The following is an 18,462-nucleotide window of genomic DNA, read 5'->3' on the forward strand; positions in this document are numbered from 1 at the left end:
GTCCTGCTCCTCAGTGACTGGCGGCTGTCGCGCCCATTTCGTTGACTTGCTGGAAGGTCGAAAAACGCTCCAGACCAAAGGGTTTGATCAGATCCGGCACCTTCCCGCCGCTGGCCACCAACTCGGCCATGGTCTTGCCGCAGATCGGCGTGGCCTTGAAACCCCACGTCCCCCAGCCCGCATCCAGGTAGTAATTCTTGACCGGCGACAGGCCCATGATCGGACTGTAGTCCGGGGTCATGTCGGTAATCCCGGCCCACTGGCGCATCAGCTTGGCGTTGGCCAGAAACGGGAACATCTCGATGGCATGCGCCAGCAGGCTTTCTTTCAGGTCGAGCGTGGAGCGGGTGTTGAACAGCGGGTACGGATCGGATCCGCCGCCGAACACCACTTCGCCTCGGCTGGTCTGTTGCACGTAGCAGTGCAGCGCAGACGAACTCACCAGCGGGTCGAGGAATGGCTTGAACGGCTGGGTCACCATGGCTTGCAGCGGGAAGGTCTGGATGGGCGAGCGAATCCCGGCCTTCTTCATCAGCTGCGAGCTCATGCCTGCGACGGCCTGTACCGCGCAGCCGCACTGGATGGTGCCGCGATTGGTTTTGACGGCGGTGATGGTGCCGTTTTCGATGACCAGTTCCTGGACTTCTGTCAGCTGATGAATCTCCACGCCACGCTTGGCCGCCTGCTTGGCGTAACCCCAGGCCACGGCATCGTGCCGCGCCGTGGCGCCGTCGATGTGCCACAGGCCTGCGAGCACGGGAATGTGCCCCGGATCAAGATTGAGTGACGGCACCAGTTCGCGAATCTGCTGGCGGTCGATCATCTCGGTGCGCCCACCGAAGTGTTTGTTGACCTCGGCACGCTGACGGAACGAACGCACGGTGGCGTCGGTGTGGGCCAGGGTCAGCTGGCCCCGGTGCGAGTACATGATGTTGAAGTCGAACTCGTTGGAGAGGCCTTCGAACATGCGCACCGATTCAGCGTAAAAACGCACGCCTTCGCTGGTCAGGTAATTGGAGCGGATCACGGCGGTGTTACGCGCCGTGTTACCGCCACCCAGATAGCCTTTCTCCAGTACCGCGATATTGGTGATGCCGTGGTACTTCGACAGGTAGTACGCGGTGGCCAGGCCATGGCCGCCGCCGCCGATGATCACCACGTCGTAGGAGGATTTGAGTTCTTTGGGCGCAGGCAGATCGACCTCGACCGGGTATTCCGAGCTGAGCCCGTATTTCAGGAGATTGAAAGGCATACGGCCTCCGAGGGGCTGCTTTGCATGTGGGAGTGCTGCGCCTGCTGAAGCGCGGCAGTCACGGTGTTTTTCATCAGGAAGGCGATGGTCATCGGGCCAACGCCGCCCGGTACCGGCGTGATGGCGGACACCTGTGGCAGGGCACTGTCGAAATCGACATCACCCACCAGGCGACTGCGACCCTCTTCTTCAATACGGTTGATGCCGACGTCGATGACCACCGCGCCGGGCTTGAGCCAGCTGGCGTCGATCATCCGTGGACGGCCGACGGCGGCGACGACGATATCGGCCTGTCGGCACAGGCCCCTGGCATCGGCACTGCGTGAATGCACCACGGTTACCGAGCAGTGGGCCTTGAGCAGCAGGGCGGCCATAGGTTTGCCGACGATGTTCGAGCGGCCGATGACCACGGCGTGTTTACCGCTCAGGTCACCGCAGGCGTCTTCGAGCAACTGCATGCAGCCGCTGGGCGTGCAGGGCGTCAGCACATCGCGGCCCTGACTCAGACCGCCGACGTTTTCACTGTGAAAACCGTCGACGTCTTTGCCCGGCGCGATGGCCTGCAGGGCGCGGGTTTCCTCGATGTGGGCAGGCAGCGGTAACTGCAGCAGGATGCCATTGACGCTGTCGTCTGCATTCAGCTCGGCAATCAGTTTGAGCAGTTGCGACTGGGAGGTGTCTGCGCTCAGGCGGTGCTCCAGCGAGCGAATCCCGGCCTCTTCGGCGCGCAGGATCTTGTTGCGCACGTAAACCTGACTGGCCGGGTCTTGACCCACCAGAATCACCGCCAGCGCAGGCTCGATGCCTTGGAGTTTCAGTGTCTGCACGTCGGCTTTGACGTGGGCGAGCACGCGGGCGGCCGCGGCCTTGCCATCGATTATTTTGGACGTGTTCACCGGAAGATCACCGTTCTGTCCTTGTTGAGGAAAACCCGGTGCTCCAGGTGGTATTTCACCGCCTTCGACAGGGCCACGGTTTCGGTGTCACGGCCGGTGGCCACCAGATCGTCAGGCAAATAAACGTGATCCACGCGCTGCACTTCCTGCTCGATGATCGGGCCTTCGTCCAGGTCGCTGGTGACGTAATGCGCGGTGGCGCCGATCAGCTTCACGCCACGTTCGTACGCCTGGTGATACGGCTTGGCGCCTTTGAAACCGGGCAGGAAGGAGTGGTGAATGTTGATGGCCCGGCCCGACAGTTGCTTGCAAAGGTCATCGGAGAGGATCTGCATGTAGCGGGCGAGGACCACCAGGTCGGTGGCGGTTTCGTCGACCACTTTCATCAGCGCCGCTTCCTGCTGGGCCTTGGTGTCTTTGGTGACCGGCAGGTAGATGAAGCGGATGCCTTCACGTTCGGCCATCGGGCGCAGGTCCAGGTGGTTGGAGACGATGGCGGTGATGGTCATGTCCATCTCGCCCTTGTGGTAGCGATAGAGCAGGTCGGTGAGGCAGTGATCGAACTTGCTCACCATCAGCAGCACACGCATGGGCTCGCGGGTGTCGTGCAGTTCCCACTGCATGTCGAACGCCTTGGCGACGTCTTCGAAACCGGCCTTGAGCTGGGCGATGTCGCCGGCGTGACCGTCGTTGAAACGGAACACCGCGCGCATGAAGAATTTGCCGCTGAACTCGTCGTCGAACTGCGCCATTTCACCGATGTAGCAGCTGTTGCCCGCCAGGTACGAAGTGACCGCCGCGACGATACCGGAGGTCGCCGGACAGCTGATCTTGAGAATGAAATGGTTCTTTTCGTGTTGCATGGCATGTCCTCTGGAATGTGGCGGCAGTTCAGCGAATGGCTAACGATCAGCGCGAATATTCAGGGGTGAACGGGTATTTCGCTGATGAATAAAAATTCCTATCAGGAAATAAATATTCTTGAAGGTTGTTTTATAGGCGAAAGGAAATGAAGCGTCCAGAGGTTTCTGGAAACTTTTTAAACTGGTGGGAAAATTTTTAAGGTCGTGGGCCGCACGACCTGAGGAAGGTTGCCAATCTAGATCAAAGTCACCAGGTCAAAGCTTCTGGCGCTTGAATGAACAACCGGTTGATCTCTGGATGCGCCGCATGCGACCTTTTCATCTCGGCCCATACTGCTGGATTTGCCATCGCCTTCAAACCGGCAATCAGTCTGAGCAATTCAGCGTCTTCGGCGCCGTCGTCGCGTTTATGGATGTACTCAAAAAGCCGCGCTCGGTATGAGCCGAACGCTACACGTCGGGCTTCAATGAGTACATCACGATTGTTCAGCGCCAAAATCTTGCAGGTATAGGTGGCCCTTCTCTCCGAAAGGGTTCCTGGATCAGCCAACGCGACAAAGTTGAACGTATCGACAATATCCAGCCATAAGAAGTCTTGAGGGTTTTCCAATCGCGGGTTGATCAGCGCGTGTGTTCCACCCATAGGAGGGGTGACTGCAGCACCCTTAGCTCGATTGACTGGCTGTAGCTCGCCGTTGGCTGTTACGACCGCGTACTGGCTGCCTTTTGGGCTGTTGCACGGCCCGCAAGCATATAGATAGTTCTGCCAGTCAAACACCCGTTCAGGGTAGAGGTCTTTGGGCGCGATATGCTCGACTTCGTCCGCCATCGAATCTTCGCAATAGCAGCAGCGGCGGGTGTTCGTGCACATCCTCGACAGTGCAGCCCGCACTTCTTTGAATACCATGTTGGTTTTTTTGTTACGTGCGGAAAACTCGGATTTGGCCTTGGCAACTTGCTCCGCATACGAGGTTTGACTGTCGACAACCCTCTGGTAGTCGGCCAAGCCAGAAAGCATTTCCTGCGGAACATCCGTGTAAGGGAGCTGAATCATTCCACCTCCAGTCCCGACCGTTCGGCCACCGATGCCGTAGTGGGCATCGTTGCACGCAACGTGGCTATTCTAATGGACTCGTCTTCGGTCAATTCACCAAATGCGTGCTTGCGATTAAGCTGCGCCAACTCCAGCAACTGGGAGCGCGAGGTTTCGGAGCGGCTCACATCGGTTCCAAAAAAGGAAGTGTCGTAAGCTTCAAGAATGTTGCCGAAGATCAAACGATTGAGTGTATCGCCTTGGATTTGCCCACCCGATTCATCAGTGCCTGGTGTCGGTAGGCGCCATACGGAGCCGTGTTCGGCGGCTTGACAGATGATAGGGCTGTGAGTGGTCACGATGAATTGCAGCCTAGGAAACACGCTCAAGAACCAGGGTGCTATACGTTTTTGCCAGGATGGGTGCAGGTGCGCGTCGACCTCATCTATGACTACGATACCTGGCAGGCTTATGGCGCCGGTCTGAATTTCCTGTGCTACAGCCGCCTGGCCGTAACTGATGGTCAATTGGCGAATCAGCTCAAAGGTGAGGCTGAGAATTGAGCGATAGCCGTCGCTGAGGAAATCAACACTGACCTCGTTGCCGTTCCCATCGACAAAGATTATTTCCTCGGAGCTGATTCTGCTGATTCGTGACCCGTGGGGTAAAAGTTCGCCGTTGTTGATGAAGGCAATCAAACTGTCCAGGAACTGCGAGTCATCTCTGCTTTCGAGTTGTTTGATGTGCAGCGATTTAAGCCATTCCAAGCATTCAGTCAACGCGATGTCCTCACCAAAGGCGGTAAGGTGCGGTGCCAGGCGAGGGTTGGTGTAGAACATGCGCTCGTAATCACGATTGCCGCCGGTGAAGCGGCGAAATGGTCCGAAGGATGCGGAAAACCACCCACTGCTTCGGCCCCATAGGGTGCGTTCGAGCCCTTTCGACTTGTGCTTCCCCTCCACTAGAATTGCCCCGGTACTCAGGGCCTCGTCGTTAGATTCGATCATGATCTGGCAGACCAGCTTCTTAACCGGGGCACGGCCCTGACCTGTGATCGAATCAACGTCAGGATTCCATGTTAGATGAGCAGTCACAATGGCTTGCTCGCTGCCTGCTCTCAACCAAGTGCTCCAGTCCTGACGCAATGCTCGGGCCTCAGTTGGGCCTGCCAGCGCCAGCGCCAACGATTTAACAAAGCTTGACTTACCGGCGCCGTTATCACCGAGGATAACGTGCCAACCCCAAGGTTTTTCTTCGGGTACTTGGAACACGAAGTTTTTGTGAGAGCGAATGCCGGAAATTTCGAGTTTTGTTAGGTACATGATGCAATCCGGTTCTAGGCTAGAGGGGCATTTTGCGTCACGCTGAGAGGATGGTCCATCAGCAACCGCTACAAAACTATGCGATATCCCTACGTCGAGGCCCTGACTTACTCTCCCTGTGCGCCGTAATTCATGATTGATAATAAGCGGATTGGCACCTGCACCAGCTCTTCCGGACCATGAGGGATGTCGCCGTCGAAGGTCAGGCTATCGCCCGCTTCCATGTGGTACAGCTGATTGCCGTGGCGATACACCAGTTCGCCTTCCAGCAGATGCAGAAACTCGGTGCCGGGGTGAGAGAAGGTCGGGAACTCTTCGCTGGCGTCGTCCATGGTCACCATGTAGGCCTCGAAACTCTTCTTCGGCCCCCGGGTATGGTTGAGCAGGTGATAGGTGTGGCCTTTCTCGGTGCCGCGTCGCACCACTTCCAGTCCTTCGTCATGCTTGACCAGCAGGGCGCTACTGCCTTGCTGGTCGTACTGACTGAACAGCTTGGACATGGGCATGCCGAGCACGTCGCACAGGCGGCTCAGGTTATCCAGGCTGGTTGAGACTTGAGCGTTCTCGATTTTACTCAACATGCCCTGGCTGATTCCTGCGATGCGCGCAACATCGGACAGTTTCAATTCCTGAGCTTGCCGCTGGCGCTTGATTTGAATACCCAGATATTGCTCAAGCTTCAACTTCGGTTGTTGTTCTACGGGCGTATTCATCGACTGTGCACGGTTTCCGTTCAGTAATTTTAAATTCGCACCAGGAATGTGCGATGTGGGCTCTGACTGCTCTTTCTGTGACAGCATTATTCCCCTAATGAAAACGAGTTTCCCATATATGGAGGGGAAATTCCCCTTTATCAGCCTTCGTTGCGCGCGGTGCCAAGTTGGCAAGCTGCTTGCATTCCTTATGAGAAACTAAGTTTCCTGGCTGGAATAAATCCCATCAGGCAACAAAACTCTCATGCGTATTTTTTCACCAGGAGTGACTGAACATGTTGCCACCCGATACACAACGGCTGATCAAGGAGCACGGCATCAAGTACGTGCTGGCCCAGTTCGTCGATATCCATGGATCGTCCAAGACCAAATCGGTGCCGATATCGGGTCTGGAAATGGTCGCTGAAGATGGTGCCGGTTTCGCCGGGTTTGCCATCTGCGGCATGGGCATGGAACCTCACGGGCCGGACTTCATGGCCAAAGGCGACCTGTCGTCCCTGACCCCGGTGCCATGGCAGCCTGGCTACGGCCGGGTGGTCTGCATCGGTCACGTCGAAGGCAAGCCATGGCCGTACGACAGTCGTTACGTGCTGCAGAAGCAGGTCGAGCGACTGAGTGATCGTGGCTGGACCCTCAACACCGGTCTGGAGCCGGAATTCAGCCTGTTCCAGCGTGATGCCGGGGGCAAACTGCAACTGGTGGACGCCAGCGATAACCTCGACAAGCCGTGCTACGACTACAAGGGCCTGTCGCGCTCCCGGGCCTTTCTCGAACGCCTGACCGAAGCCTTGCAGCCGGTGGGTTTCGACATCTATCAAATCGACCACGAAGACGCCAACGGTCAGTTCGAGATCAACTACACCTACAGCGATGCCATGGAGTCGGCAGACCGCTTCACCTTCTTCCGTATGGCCGCCGGCGAGATCGCCAATGACATGGGCATGATCTGCTCGTTCATGCCCAAGCCGGATCCGAAGCGCGCCGGTAACGGCATGCACTTCCACCTGTCCATCGCCAGCGCCAGCAACAAGAACCTGTTCCACGACGCCAGTGACCCGAGCGGCATGGGCCTGTCGAAAATGGCCTATCACTTTGCCGCCGGCCTGCTGGCTCACGGCCCGGCCCTGTGTGCCTTCGCGGCACCGACGGTCAACTCCTACAAACGCCTGGTGGTCGGCAATTCCCTGTCCGGCGCGACCTGGGCTCCGGCCTTTATCGCCTTCGGTTCCAATAACCGCTCGGCCATGGTCCGCGTGCCCTATGGCCGTCTGGAATTCCGCCTGCCGGATGCTGGTTGCAACCCGTATCTGGTCAGCGCCGCGATCATCGCCGCAGGCCTGGATGGCATCGACCGCCAACTGGAAATCGACAACGTCTGCAACGAGAACCTCTACAAATTGAGCCTCGAAGAAATCGCCGCACGCGGTATCCAGACCCTGCCGCAGTCGCTCAAGGAAGCCTGCGACGCACTGGAAGCCGACCCGTTGTTTGCCGAGGTCATGGGCAATGAAATTGTCGGCGAATTCATCAAGCTCAAGCGCATGGAGTGGGTGGAGTACAGCCGCCATGTGAGTGATTGGGAAGTTAAGCGTTACACCGAATTCTTCTGATCCGTTTTTAACCAATTCGATTTTCGACGCCCTGCGAATGGTTAGGGCGTCTTCTGCCCAGGAGTTATGAATATGTGTGGAATCGTGGGGCTTTATCTCAAGAACCCGGCGCTGGAATCCCAGCTCGGCAAACTGTTCGAGCCGATGCTCGAAGCCATGACCGATCGTGGTCCGGATAGCGCAGGGTTTGCTATCTATGGCGATGAAGTGGGCGATGGCTGGGTCAAGCTGACCCTGCAAGCAACCACTGAAGGCTATGACTTCAAGGCGTTGATCGCAGCGCTCGACGGCAAGCTGAGTGCGCCGCTGGACTGGTTCCAGAACGCCAGCGCCATCGTCCTGAAGATCAAGGCTGAAGAAGCCGCCGTGCGTGCCGCGCTGGGTGAACTGGCGCCGACCGTGCGCATCATGAGCGCGGGCAAGAGCATCGAAATCCTCAAGGGCATGGGCTTGCCGAAAGAGATTTCTGAGCGCTTTGGCCTGGGCAGTATGAAGGGCAGCCACATCATCGGCCACACCCGCATGGCGACCGAAAGCGCCGTGACCATGGAAGGCAGCCATCCGTTTTCCACCGGCGCTGACCTGTGCCTGGTACACAACGGCTCGTTGTCCAACCACTTCCGTCTGCGTCAGGAACTGCGCCGCGAGGGGATCAACTTCGACACCGAGAACGACACCGAAGTCGCCGCCGGTTACCTCGCCTGGCGCCTGCAGCAGGGCGACTCGCTGAAGACTGCGCTGGACAGCTCGCTGGAAGCACTGGATGGATTCTTTACCTTCGCCATCGGCACGCGTAACGGTTTTGCGGTGATTCGCGATCCGATTGCCTGCAAGCCCGCGATCCTTGCCGAGACCGACGACTACGTCGCCATGGCCTCGGAGTATCAGGCGCTTTCGAGCCTGCCGGGCATTGAAAAAGCCAAAGTCTGGGAACCCGTTCCCGCCACAATGTACATCTGGGAACGCGAGTCGGCTTAAGGAGCACGCACATGAAAACCATCGATCTTTCCACTGCCAGCGTGCGCGACCTCAACCAAGCGCTGCACGATCAAGTCAAGAACCTTGAAGAACGCGAGTGGGTGGTGACTCACCCCAACGGCGCTCACAACCTGGCCGTCGGCGTCAACGAAGCAGTGTCCGTCGATATCCAGGGCCACGCCGGTTACTACTGCGCGGGCATGAACCAGAAAGCCTCGGTCACCGTGCACGGCAATGTCGGCGTCGGTTGCGCCGAAAACATGATGTCGGGCTATGTGCGCGTCAAGGGCAGCGCCTCGCAAGCGGCAGGCGCAACCGCCCACGGCGGTTTGTTGGTGATCGAAGGCGATGCCGGTGCCCGTTGCGGGATTTCCATGAAGGGCATCGACATCGTGGTCGGCGGCAGCATCGGTCACATGAGCTGCTTCATGGGCCAGGCCGGTCGGCTGGTGGTCTGCGGCGACGCGGGCGATGCCTTGGGCGATTCGCTGTACGAAACCCGCATCTACGTCAAAGGCAAGGTCGAGTCACTGGGGTCGGACTGCATCGGCAAAGAGATGCGCGCCGAACACTTGGAAGAGCTGCAAGAGCTGCTCAACCGCGCCGGTTTCAACGAGAAGGCTGCGGACTTCAAGCGCTATGGCTCGGCCCGTCAGCTGTACAACTTCAAAGTCGATAACGCTTCCGCGTACTGATTCAGGAGCAAGAACATGAGTGACTCGCAAACCCCAAAGGCACCTCCAGTACTGCGTGAATCGGCCACTTTCGACCGCCTGACAATTCAGGAAATCCAGCGTGCTGCCGAAACCGGCATCTACGACATTCGCGGCGGAGGCACCAAGCGCAAGTTGCCGCACTTCGATGACCTGCTGCTGCTCGGCGCCAGCGTGTCGCGTTATCCGCTGGAAGGCTACCGAGAGAAGTGCGGTACCGACGTGATCCTCGGCAACCGCTTCGCCAAGAAGCCGCTGCACCTGAAGATCCCAGTGACCATCGCGGGCATGAGTTTCGGTGCGCTGTCGGCCAACGCCAAGGAAGCCCTGGGCCGTGGCGCGACCATCGCGGGCACCAGCACCACCACCGGCGACGGCGGCATGACCCCGGAAGAACGCGGCCAGTCCCAGCACCTGGTGTATCAGTACCTGCCGTCGCGCTACGGCATGAACCCTGACGACCTGCGCAAGGCCGACGCCATTGAAATCGTCCTCGGTCAAGGCGCCAAGCCGGGCGGTGGTGGCATGCTGCTGGGCATGAAAGTCACCGAGCGTGTGGCGGGTATGCGTACCTTGCCCGTTGGCGTGGATCAGCGTTCGGCCTGCCGTCACCCGGACTGGACCGGCCCCGACGACCTGGCGATCAAGATTGCCGAGATCCGCGAAATCACCGACTGGGAAAAACCCATCTACGTGAAGATCGGCGCCAGCCGCCCGTACTACGACGTCAAGCTGGCGGTAAAAGCCGGTGCCGATGTGATCGTCCTCGACGGCATGCAGGGCGGTACGGCGGCGACTCAGGAAGTGTTCATCGAACACGTTGGCATTCCGATTCTGCCGGCAATTCCGCAGGCAGTTCAGGCGCTGCAAGAGATGGGCATGCATCGCAAGGTGCAGTTGATTGTATCGGGTGGCATTCGCAACGGTGCCGACGTGGCCAAAGCAATGGCGTTGGGTGCTGATGCCGTCGCCATTGGTACGGCCGCGTTAATCGCCCTGGGCGACAACCATCCGCGTCTGGACGAAGAGCTGAAGAAGATCGGTTCTGCGGCGGGTTTCTATGACGACTGGCAGAACGGTCGTGACCCGGCCGGCATCACCACCCAGGATCCGGAGCTGTCCAAGCGTCTTGATCCGGTCGAGGGCGGCCGCCGATTGGCCAACTATTTGCGTGTGCTGGTCCTGGAAGCGCAAACCATGGCCCGCGCCTGCGGCAAGTCGCACCTGCACAACCTCGATCCCGAAGATCTGGTGGCCTTGACCGTTGAATCCGCGGCCATGGCCCGGGTGCCACTGGCAGGGACTTCGTGGATTCCGGGGCAGGGGTATTAAAACCAACGCACCGGCTGCGGACTTTTACCGATATTGGCCGACACCGCCCCTGTAGCCGTGCGGCTTGCCGGCGGAGGCGATTTCAAGATTGCTACCGCCGGCAACTCGTACTGCTACGGGTTTTGTGCATGGCGATGCGGTGAGCTTGCGCCGAATGACGGACACTGCGCAATCGCCAGCTAGCCGGCCCCCACAGGATCTTTGTACAGCGCAGATGAGCGTCATGATTGCAGATTTCTTTTGCTTCGCTTCATCCATTCAAAGAGGCCAAACAGGCCCGGCGCTTCATCACATCGCTTTCTGCCAGACACTTTTCCATTCATTGCAGGAGCTTAGAAAATGGTTAACCGTCTTCCCGGCAAATCTCTACTTTTGTTAGTGGCGCTTGGCGCCTTCGCTCCTCTGGCCCAGGCGGCCGATGCTCCGACACTCAACACTGGCAGCACCGCGTGGATGATCACGGCGGCGGTGCTGGTGCTGTTCATGTGTCTGCCGGGCCTTGCGCTGTTTTACGGCGGTCTGGTGCGGGCCAAGAACATGCTGTCGCTATTTACTCAATGCTTCGGCATTGCTGGGCTGGTTGGTGTGTTGTGGGTGATCTACGGCTACAGCATGGTGGTCGACACTACTAACATGGTCGAAGGCCAGGTCAGCTTCAACAGCTTCGTCGGCGGCTTGAGTCGCGCATTTTTGGCGGGCATGACGCCTGAAAGCTTAGTGGGCGATATCCCCGAAGGCGTGTTCGTGACCTTCCAGATGACCTTCGCCATCATTACCCCGGCGCTGATCGCCGGAGCCTTCGCCGAGCGCATGAAGTTCTCTGCTGCGCTCTTGTTCATGGCGGTCTGGTTTACGCTGGTTTACGCGCCCGTGGCGCACATGGTTTGGGGCGGGGCGGGCGCGCTGATGCATAACTGGGGGGTACTGGATTTCGCTGGCGGCACCGCTGTGCACATCAACGCAGGCGTGGCGGCGCTGGCGGCATGCCTGATACTGGGCAAACGCAAGGGCTATGCAAACGCGCCGATGCCTGCGCATAACCTCAGCCTGACCATGGCGGGTGCAGCGATGCTATGGGTAGGTTGGTTTGGTTTCAACATCGGTTCGGGCGGTGGCTTGAAAGGTCTGTCCGGGATCGTCATGCTCAACACGCAACTGGGCGCCTGTGCAGGGATTCTCGGCTGGATGTTCACCGAGTGGTTCAAGGTTGGCAAACCCAGTGCTTTGGGTCTGGCCAGTGGGGCATTGGCGGGTCTGGTCGGCATTACCCCGGCGTGTGCGTACGTCGGTGTGGGCGGCGCGTTGGCGATTGGCTTGCTGTGCGGCATATTCTGCTACCTGAGTGTGACCGTGCTGAAAAAACGTTTCGGCTACGATGACAGCCTCGACGTATTCGGCCTGCACGGTATCGGCGGCATGATCGGCGCGGTGCTAACTGGCGTGTTCTGCGTGCCGTCACTGGGCGGTCTCGTGGAGGGCGTGACGTTGGGGGGGCAGGTCGTCGCCCAAATCAAAGGCGTGTTGTTCACCACGGTGTACTGCTTTGCGGTCAGCTGGGTCATCCTCAAAGTGATCAAGGCCATGATCGGTTTGCGCGCTGAGGAGCATGTGGAGGAGATGGGGCTGGATCTGGCTGAGCACAACGAAAGCGCTTACAACCATTAGCTTCTGCGCAACAAGGCGAGGCTTTTGTGTTCGTCTACAGCCTACTATTTGTTATCGCAGCTCGGCCCCATGGGTATGAATATGGCCCGCGACCAAACACTGCTTGAGAAATTGAATCAACAGTTCTCCGAAATCAAGCACGTGAAGTTTGCCAACTCGCAGCGAGCACATGAATTTCGAGCAGGTCAGCCTGCTCGATGACCTCATCATTACCGATATCACGGCATTTGGAGCAGAGATCAGATATTGCGAGCGGCGCCAAAGGCGGCCGAGAAAGCCAAACTCCAATCCCCGGTTTCAGCGCAGATCATTGATAGTGGGTATCACAACCGCTAGGTTTCTGGTTTACCTAATGATCGCCAACTTAGCCGACTATCTTCTTCAAGCTAGCGGCCGATTTTCGGCCGGACGGACTTGGCGATTCCGAGTTCAACATTGTCTCAGTGGAGGATATTATTGCTGTGCAGCTACAAGCACTGGTAGAGGCGCCGTCGACGTGGTGTTTTGGCAGCACCTCGTCGTAGTTTCACTCTACCTGGGCACGAAATCCGCGCACCCCGTAACAAGTTCCCTAAAAATACAATTCCAGTCGTACTTCATTAGATAATATCTATTCGATGTTATGAACAACTCCGTGGCGTGAGAACAGCAACCATTTTCCCTCTTGCGTCGCAAGCGCTGCAGTTAGTGATTCCTCACTCGGATCCTTAGCCTCTTTAAACGTGCGCCCACCGTCAAGGCTTTGCATCCGTAGGCCATCGAGCCCAATGGCAATTACTTCGAGACCGTTTGTATCGATAGAGGTAATCGAACCTGTCCTGTCCAGCTGTACACGCACCCAACTCTTCCCTGCATCGTCACTGCGGAGTAACGTTCCACGCTGCCCGCCGACCAGAAGTGTGCCGTCGCTTAACTGCGTCCCGCACCATAGAGACCCCTCGTATCCTGTATTCAAGTATTCCCAGGTAGACCCGGCGTCCCTCGAGTGAAGCAACCGACCTCGTTCGCTGGTAGCGTAGATATCGCTTTTAGTGCCAGGAAACAAGTTGAGTAAGTTCAAGTCGGACAATGCCTTATCCTTTGGATTGAGTTTTTGCTCAACCCAAGTCTTGCCACTGTCCTCAGTAGTTAATACCAACGACCATAACCCAACAGCTATGCCCCGTTTATCATTGAAGAAATGGACAGCAAACAGGGGCCGATCCTCAGTGACCACGAGCCGTTGGGTTTGCCATTTCTGGCCGCCATCAGTTGTTGCCAAAATAGCCCCCCAATGGCCAACAGCCCAGCCACTCTTCGCATCAGCGAAGCTCACTCCGGTCAATGTGGAGCTGATCGGCACCCATTGAGCTTGCCTAAAAGACTTTCCGCGGTTGTCGGACAGCAAAATGATGCCATTACCCCCTACACTTACTGCTCTCTGACCTGCCCAGGTTGCAGCGAGCATTGGTGCTTGAGTCGCTATAGGAGATAGTGACGCCGGCGTTGGCTGGAGTGGTGAGACGAGATCAGCATAGGTAGTTGCTGAGGTCGTGAGTGCTGCAGCGGCGATCGCAAAAGCGATCCCGAACCGATTTGACAATGTTTTCATATGATCTGCTCCGGTCATCAATGCGCTAACAAGCCAGGTGCACGCACTGGGCGGCTACGAGGGAACAGCCGTTCAAGCCAAACGGCGAAAGCAGGCAAAACTGTCACTGCCATTACCATGTTTACAATGAACATAAATGCCAACAATTTACCCATGTCAGCTTGAAACTTTAGCTCTGAGAAAGACCAAGTTGAAACACCTACTGCAAGGGTTATCGCAGTGAAGATTGTGGCGGTGCCGACTTCAAGTATCGACTGTTCCAGAGCCTTAACAACACCGACACCTTCGGCCATGTGAAGCTGCAGTCGATTATAAATATAGAACGCGTAGTCAACTCCGATGCCGACCGCGAGCACCATCACAGGAAGTGTTGCCACCGTGAGGCCTATTTGCAGTTCCTTCATAAACCAATAGCCGATGAAGGTTCCGATAGTGAGTGGGAGGCAGCACGCAAGAACAGCGCGAAAATCTCTGTAGGTGAAAAACACAAGTAAGATGATAGTCGCATATACATAAAGCATCATAGGCAACTCACTGTGCTCAATCTCTTCGTTGACTGCTGCCAGCAGACCGGCGTTGCCTGACGCTAAGCGAATAGTGACACCTGATAGTTTGTCATCGTTTCGGAATTTCTTCACCGCATCAATTACACGATTGATGGTCGTTGCCTTGTGATCAGTTAGATATATGTGCACCGCCGTCATGCTGCAATCTTTGCGCATGATCCCTGGAACTCGACCAATTTCAACACCCATTGAAGAGTAGTTAGCCGAATCGATCGGCACAACCGACATCTTTGGATTGCCTTCGTTATAACCTTCGTTGTACTGACGCATCAGCGAAGAAAAAGACAGGATCGACATGACGCCTTCAACTGGCTGCATAGCCCAGACAAAACGATCTTGGTAAATACCAACCTGGACATTCTCGCATGACATAGGAGGTGCTTCGAACACGACGGTCAACCAGTCTAGCCCTACGTCATAGCTCGACGCGATCGATACTGCGTCCTTATTGAATCGAGCCTCTGGCCGAAGTTCAGGGGCGCCTGCCTGCAGGGTTCCTATCACACGATCGCGACTCTGCCAAATAGCAGTGGCGAGCAAAGTTAAGGACAGTAAAAGAATCACCGCAGCGTTTCTAGGTGTTGCAACGCGCGCCAAAACGCGGAGCCAACGTGCTCGCTGTGCCGCTTTCATTTCTGCGCCCAATGCATACTCATGGCCGACTTTTAACATCGATGCGGCGACAGGTAGCATTATCAAGTTGGTAATAATCTTATACGCAACGCCAAGCGACGCAGTGATGGCTAATTCTCGGACCATTGGAATAGGCATTAGTATCAACGTGATAAACGATACAAGTGCAGTCACTAATGCCAGCGTTCCGGGTATCAATAGTCCGCTAAAACTTGATCTAGAAGCGGCATCCATTGATTGTCCGTTTGCAAGTTCGCGGACGATAAAGTTGATCTGTTGAACGCCGTGTGACACTCCAATCGCAAACACTAGAAAGGGTACAAGTACACCTAGCGGATCGAGCCCGAAACCCAGCAACCGTAAAGTGCCAAATTGCCAGATAAGGGACACAAGAGAGCACGCTAGTGGTAACAGCGTCAAACGAATCGAGCGACAGTACCAATAGACCGCGAGTGCTGTGAGCAACAGAGCAATGATGCAGAATTCAAGAACGGACGAGGCGCCCTCAGCAATGTCACCAATCTGCTTGGCAAAGCCTATGATCTGAATTTCAAACTCAGCATCTTCAAACTTTGATCGGATAGAGGCTTCGAGCTCTCGGTCAAATTCGACGTAGTCAATGTGATTATTTTTAACATCTAACTCGTTGACGTCCGCGGTAACCATCGCGCTTGTCTGATCACGAGAGACGAGGTTTCCGATGAAGCCGCCCTGCGCTGCGGATCCTGAAATTAAGGCAATGGTTTTAGCATCCAGATTTTCCGGGGTTACCGTGCCCGGAATAATCGGATCTGCCCTAAAGCCGTCCTCGGTGATCTCAGAGACGAAAGAATTGGGTGTCCATAAGGACTGAACGCTACTGCCCGAAACGTTCGGTAAAAATTTGAGTGCTTGAGTTACGTCGTAAAGCCGCTTCAATCCGCTTGGCGTCCAAATGGTGCCTTTCTTAGCCTTAACCACCACGCTCAAGCGGTTGGCCCCGAGTAGGTCTGACCGATACTGTTGAAATGTATCGACGTACTCATGACCAATTGGAAGCTGCTTCTCAAATCCAGCATCCATCCGTAGCTGGATCGCAAAAATACCCATCACAGCAGTGAAGCAAATTAGCACTCCGAGCACAGTCCGTTTGTGACTGAAGAGAGTGTCTTCCATTTTTTTTAATATCCGAACCATTGCGCTGGGGGGCGCAGATTCGTCACCGGTTATTGACTTCATATGGTGCCTCAGAAGTTTCGTGATACATTGATGCCGACGAAATCACGGTCGCGTAACGGATTGCTCAAAGGATCAGAAGGTCCTAGAAATTCGGTATAATTAATGCTTACCTGCCAGTCTGCAGGGTTTTGTATGAAATTTACATACATGTTTAGCGAGGTAACACCTTCCATGAATTGCTCGCTTACATTGGGTGTGTAGCCGAACATTCCCCTACGTACATATATGCCAGGATTTACCTGCCACCCGCCAATTAATGAACCATCGTAAATCCAGTTGAAATCAACATCGACACCGCCAGAATATTTAGTTCCCTTGGAATCGCCTGGGCTATTAAGTGCTCCAGTTACTGCCAAATCATTAGACTGATTGCCCCATAACCAGCCGCCGGCAGCAACTGGTGATCCACCATAACTATCGCGCAAACCAGGATACGCAATGACGACCGTTTCAGTCGTAAGGGAAGCGGTGTCTGCTCCTAGCAGTTTAAGTAGCCCTCCGGCGTTTGAGGGTTGAAGTGTGAAAAGTGAAGTCAAGTGCCATTGAAATTTTTTCTCGTCGACCCAGCACTTACCACCCTGTGCCACGCAGCCACTAGATCCATTTAAAGAAACCGCATCCTTCGGACGATAGGACAACTCTGTACCGATCGCCCAGTCACCGATAGGAAAGTTCGCGCTGATACCGAACATGTGACGATCTTCTGGATACATGTAGACTGTCGAGCCATTTGCATCAAGTGAGATTTGCGGAAGTTTATCGTGGTAAGTAATGGCGTAAACGCCGAGGCTGAGTGCGGCCCCTTCAGGTTGGTAACGTAAGGAAAGTCCATACTGCCCACCGTTGCGCGCTGCCTCAGTGCGTACGCCATATGCTCCACTTCCAGCCCCTACAGTTGAAGTTGACCAATAGCTACCAACTGGAGGGAGGTAGCTTTCGTCCCAACGACCTTGAATGTAAACTTCGGCATTGAATCCATTCCCGAGTCCGGACGCTACGCTCAGAATTGGGGCGGGCAGTACAAACTCTTTGATCTGTGCACCAGGTTGCGAGGCACGGTTCACATCAATGGCATTGGTCGCGTTGATACCGCCTACCTCGAAAATGCTTTCCCCCCAACTGATCACCTGATTGCCCACTCGAATCCTGGCTTGCTGATCGCCAATATCGACGGTTTTGCTTACCCACAGGTCAAGCAAACGAGACTGAAAACCCAACTTTTCTCGTGCGTGTGAGGCTAAACCATCTCTGATATCTGGTGGCTTCGTTGCAAAAGCGTCTTGTCCACTCGTATTTCCTGTTGTATCGGTTGCTGATACGTCACGTAACCAGGTTCCACGTGCCATGAACGACAGGCCTTCGGTTGGAATCTTGAGCAGTAGCTCGTGACTGCCTTTCAAATAAGTAGTGAACGCATCTCCTTTGTCATAGTTAATGTCACCTTGGTCACTCATGCCACTAAGTTGACCCATTCGCCCGCCGCCAGTCTGTGCGCCAGTGGCGGAATTATATGTTGGTGACACAAGGTTATTGCTCTGTGACTGAGTGCGAATACCGGTACCTGTTGATATTGTAGAGTCGAAGCTTCCGCGAATAGTGTCGGCATCGTTAGAAAAAGTAAATGCACTTACACCACTGCTGCCAGCAATAGATAGTACTGCAAACGTGATTTTTACTGAGCGGTTGTAAGTTTCACGGCGAAGGACCAAAAATCTTTTCATGATTATTTTCTCGTCTGCCTATCGTTCGCTCATTGCACGAAGATTTTCCGGTGTATAAAAACCCGGTTTCATATGAGGGTTTCCGCTTGCATCAACAATCCATTTTACATCCTTACCACTTCCAATCGGGGAGCCGTCAACTATATATCGACCTTCCGCTAAGTTGTATTGGACGAAAGCCAGAGAGTCGCAAGTTCCAGTTTCATATACAGGAATGACATGGCGGCCGCGAAAACTGAGTGCAACACCTGACCTTTCCGGTACGGTGCTGCCCCTATGTCTTATTCCGAACTCAGCGTTGAAGAACGCGCCACCATTCAAATCGGTCATGCCCAAGGCTTGAGCCTGCGCAGGAT

15 protein-coding genes are annotated in these 18,462 nt (G+C 55.7%); 6 read left to right on the forward strand and 9 right to left on the reverse strand.

Annotated elements, in window-relative coordinates; all coding sequences use genetic code 11:
* Window positions 1–10: 10 nt before the first annotated feature.
* The 6 genes from K5E40_RS29435 to K5E40_RS29460 form a co-directional block, all read right to left on the reverse strand.
* The gene (locus tag K5E40_RS29435) at window positions 11–1,252 is read right to left on the reverse strand and encodes an FAD-dependent oxidoreductase (RefSeq protein ID WP_221733741.1); all 1,242 of its coding nucleotides are present in this window, start codon (window positions 1,250–1,252) and stop codon (window positions 11–13) included.
* Window positions 1,234–2,148: a bifunctional methylenetetrahydrofolate dehydrogenase/methenyltetrahydrofolate cyclohydrolase FolD gene (gene folD, locus K5E40_RS29440; RefSeq protein WP_221733742.1), complete on the reverse strand. Its 915-nt coding sequence runs from the start codon at window positions 2,146–2,148 to the stop codon at window positions 1,234–1,236. The genes K5E40_RS29435 and folD overlap by 19 nt, the downstream gene beginning before the upstream one ends.
* On the reverse strand, window positions 2,145–3,011 hold the full coding sequence (purU, locus tag K5E40_RS29445; RefSeq protein WP_221733743.1) for a formyltetrahydrofolate deformylase: 867 nt from the start codon (window positions 3,009–3,011) through the stop codon (window positions 2,145–2,147). The genes folD and purU overlap by 4 nt, the downstream gene beginning before the upstream one ends.
* A 247-nt stretch (window positions 3,012–3,258) precedes the next feature.
* A complete protein-coding gene (locus K5E40_RS29450) occupies window positions 3,259–4,065 on the reverse strand; it encodes a hypothetical protein (protein ID WP_221733744.1) in 807 nt (268 codons plus the stop codon).
* Window positions 4,062–5,366 carry an AAA family ATPase gene (locus K5E40_RS29455; protein WP_221733745.1) on the reverse strand — a complete coding sequence of 435 codons (1,305 nt, stop codon included), beginning with the start codon at window positions 5,364–5,366 and terminating at the stop codon, window positions 4,062–4,064. Before K5E40_RS29455 ends, K5E40_RS29450 begins: the two co-directional genes overlap by 4 nt.
* 107 nt (window positions 5,367–5,473) lie before the next feature.
* Window positions 5,474–6,079: a cupin domain-containing protein gene (locus tag K5E40_RS29460; RefSeq protein ID WP_221733746.1), complete on the reverse strand. Its 606-nt coding sequence runs from the start codon at window positions 6,077–6,079 to the stop codon at window positions 5,474–5,476.
* A 275-nt stretch (window positions 6,080–6,354) separates the two neighbouring features.
* Here K5E40_RS29460 and glnT point away from each other — a divergent pair, with 275 nt between their 5' ends.
* From glnT to K5E40_RS29485, 5 genes are all read left to right on the forward strand, one after another.
* Window positions 6,355–7,689 (forward strand): type III glutamate--ammonia ligase, encoded by a 1,335-nt coding sequence (glnT, locus tag K5E40_RS29465; protein ID WP_221733747.1) that lies wholly within the window; start codon window positions 6,355–6,357, stop codon window positions 7,687–7,689.
* Window positions 7,690–7,761: 72 nt separating this feature from the next.
* A complete protein-coding gene (locus K5E40_RS29470) occupies window positions 7,762–8,667 on the forward strand; it encodes a glutamine amidotransferase family protein (protein WP_221733748.1) in 906 nt (301 codons plus the stop codon).
* An 11-nt stretch (window positions 8,668–8,678) separates the two neighbouring features.
* Complete coding sequence (locus K5E40_RS29475; protein ID WP_221733749.1) at window positions 8,679–9,362, forward strand: protein glxC; 684 nt, start codon at window positions 8,679–8,681, stop codon at window positions 9,360–9,362.
* Window positions 9,363–9,377: 15 nt separating this feature from the next.
* Entirely contained in the window at window positions 9,378–10,712 is a 1,335-nt protein-coding gene (locus K5E40_RS29480; protein ID WP_221733750.1) for an FMN-binding glutamate synthase family protein, read from the forward strand.
* A 339-nt stretch (window positions 10,713–11,051) separates the two neighbouring features.
* Window positions 11,052–12,377, forward strand: coding sequence for an ammonium transporter (locus K5E40_RS29485; RefSeq protein WP_221733751.1), 1,326 nt, complete (start codon window positions 11,052–11,054; stop codon window positions 12,375–12,377).
* Window positions 12,378–12,987: 610 nt separating this feature from the next.
* Here the strand turns inward: K5E40_RS29485 and K5E40_RS29490 are convergent.
* From K5E40_RS29490 to K5E40_RS29500, 3 genes are all read right to left on the reverse strand, one after another.
* Complete coding sequence (locus K5E40_RS29490; protein ID WP_221733752.1) at window positions 12,988–13,968, reverse strand: YCF48-related protein; 981 nt, start codon at window positions 13,966–13,968, stop codon at window positions 12,988–12,990.
* A 17-nt stretch (window positions 13,969–13,985) separates the two neighbouring features.
* On the reverse strand, window positions 13,986–16,322 hold the full coding sequence (locus K5E40_RS29495; protein WP_260456134.1) for an RND family transporter: 2,337 nt from the start codon (window positions 16,320–16,322) through the stop codon (window positions 13,986–13,988).
* A 71-nt stretch (window positions 16,323–16,393) separates the two neighbouring features.
* The gene (locus K5E40_RS29500; RefSeq protein ID WP_221733753.1) at window positions 16,394–18,106 is read right to left on the reverse strand and encodes a DUF1302 domain-containing protein; all 1,713 of its coding nucleotides are present in this window, start codon (window positions 18,104–18,106) and stop codon (window positions 16,394–16,396) included.
* Window positions 18,107–18,382: 276 nt separating this feature from the next.
* On the opposite strand from K5E40_RS29500, the gene K5E40_RS29505 reads away from it, so the two are divergent.
* Window positions 18,383–18,462 (forward strand): helix-turn-helix domain-containing protein (locus K5E40_RS29505; RefSeq protein ID WP_221733757.1); only part of this gene is annotated, 80 nt, incomplete at its 3' end.

The sequence above is a fragment of the Pseudomonas baetica genome, from assembly GCF_019733355.1.
Lineage (GTDB): Bacteria > Pseudomonadota > Gammaproteobacteria > Pseudomonadales > Pseudomonadaceae > Aquipseudomonas > Aquipseudomonas baetica_A.